The organism is Paralcaligenes ginsengisoli (genome assembly GCF_054781135.1).
In genome coordinates, this window is record NZ_BAAGUZ010000051.1 from 1 (window position 1) to 2,500 (window position 2,500).

A 2,500-nucleotide genomic window follows, 5' to 3' on the forward strand; every position below is an offset into this window, starting at 1 on the left:
GACGATGACCTACTTTCACAGACGTACGTCCACTATCATCGGCGCAAAGGCGTTTCACGGTCCTGTTCGGGATGGGAAGGAGTGGGACCACCTCGCTATGGTCGTCAAGCGTAACCGGGTGTTGGTGCGGGCGGTTACGCCCACAGCCAACGAATCTGGGAAGAAGCACCCTCGAAGGCCGCGCCTTCAAGGTGATGTATGTCAGGGCAGCGGTACGGGCCGCGATACTGAGCCGCAGCTCAGTGTGTGCGTACCGGTTCACCTCACGGTACGACTTTTCTTTGTTTGAACGGCACTCTCACGTATAACCAACAGGGTTATAGGATCAAGCCGCACGGGCAATTAGTATCAGTTAGCTTAACGCATTACTGCGCTTCCACACCTGACCTATCAACGTCCTGGTCTCGAACGACCCTTCAGGGGGGTCTAGCCCCCGGGATACCTAATCTTCAGACGAGTTTCCCGCTTAGATGCCTTCAGCGGTTATCTCTTCCGTACATAGCTACTCGGCAATGCCATTGGCATGACAACCGATACACCAGCGGTACGTCCACTCCGGTCCTCTCGTACTAGGAGCAGGCTCCGTCAAGTATCCAACGCCCACGGCAGATAGGGACCAAACTGTCTCACGACGTTTTAAACCCAGCTCACGTACCTCTTTAAATGGCGAACAGCCATACCCTTGGGACCGGCTACAGCCCCAGGATGAGATGAGCCGACATCGAGGTGCCAAACACCGCCGTCGATATGAACTCTTGGGCGGTATCAGCCTGTTATCCCCAGAGTACCTTTTATCCGTTGAGCGATGGCCCTTCCATTCAGAACCACCGGATCACTATGTCCTGCTTTCGCACCTGTTCGACTTGTCAGTCTCACAGTCAAGCACGCTTATGCCATTGCACTATCAGCACGATTTCCGACCGTACCTAGCGTACCTTCGAGCTCCTCCGTTACACTTTAGGAGGAGACCGCCCCAGTCAAACTGCCCACCATGCACTGTCCCCAACCCGGATAACGGGCCAAGGTTAGAACCGCAAACAAACCAGGGTGGTATTTCAAGGTTGGCTCCACGACATCTAGCGACGCCGCTTCAAAGCCTCCCACCTATCCTACACAGGCCGGTTCACAGTCCAATGCAAAGCTACAGTAAAGGTTCATGGGGTCTTTCCGTCTAGCCGCGGGTAGATTGCATCATCACAAACACTTCAACTTCGCTGAGTCTCAGGAGGAGACAGTGTGGCCATCGTTACGCCATTCGTGCAGGTCGGAACTTACCCGACAAGGAATTTCGCTACCTTAGGACCGTTATAGTTACGGCCGCCGTTTACCGGGGCTTCGATCAAGAGCTTGCACCCCATCACTTAACCTTCCGGCACCGGGCAGGCGTCACACCCTATACGTCGACTTTCGTCTTAGCAGAGTGCTGTGTTTTTAATAAACAGTCGCAGCCACCGATTCTCTGCGACCCCATCATGCTCCAGGCGCAGGCCCTTCACACTACCGGGGTATACCTTCTCCCGAAGTTACGGTATCAATTTGCCGAGTTCCTTCTCCTGAGTTCTCTCAAGCGCCTTGGAATATTCATCCCGTCCACCTGTGTCGGTTTGCGGTACGGTCTCGTAGAACTGAAGCTTAGAGGCTTTTCTTGGAACCACTTCCAATCACTTCGCGAACCAAAGTTCACTCGTGCAACACCCTTGAATTACGCGCCCGGATTTACCTAAGCGCCTTCTTCGATGCCGCAACGGGGACGTCCAACACCCCGATGATCTTTCGCAATCCGTCCCCCCATCGCATTCTACGACGGTACAGGAATATTAACCTGTTTCCCATCAGCTACGCATCTCTGCCTCGCCTTAGGGGCCGACTCACCCTGCGCCGATGAACGTTGCGCAGGAAACCTTGGACTTACGGCGAGGGGGCTTTTCACCCCCTTTATCGCTACTCATGTCAGCATTCGCACTTCTGATACCTCCAGCCGCCTTCTCAAGCGACCTTCACAGGCTTACAGAACGCTCTCCTACCACGTATGTCCCGAAGAACACACATCCGCAGCTTCGGTCTATGGCTTAGCCCCGTTACATCTTCCGCGCAGGACGACTCGATCAGTGAGCTATTACGCTTTCTTTAAAGGATGGCTGCTTCTAAGCCAACCTCCTGACTGTCTATGCCTTCCCACTTCGTTTCCCACTTAGCCATAGTTAGGGACCTTAGCTGGCGGTCTGGGTTGTTTCCCTCTTGAGTCCGGACGTTAGCACCCGGTGCTCTGTCTCCCGCGCTGTACTTGCAGGTATTCGGAGTTTGCCATAGGTTGGTAAGTCGCCATGACCCCCTAGCTATAACAGTGCTCTACCCCCTGCAGTAATCACGCGAGGCACTACCTAAATAGTTTTCGGAGAGAACCAGCTATTTCCAGGCTTGTTTAGCCTTTCACCCCTATCCACAGTTCATCCCCTAATTTTTCAACATTAGTGGGTTCGGTCCTCCAGCACGTGTTACC

Annotated in this window: 2 rRNA genes (1 of these 2 cut by a window edge); both read right to left on the bottom strand. The window is 53.9% G+C overall.

Annotated elements, in window-relative coordinates:
• Positions 1 to 109 (bottom strand): 5S ribosomal RNA (rrf, locus tag ACYVIS_RS20780); the annotation flags it as partial.
• Between the two features lie 212 nt (positions 110 to 321).
• Positions 322 to 2,500: ribosomal RNA gene (locus ACYVIS_RS20785) — 23S ribosomal RNA — on the bottom strand (it continues 712 nt past the right edge of the window).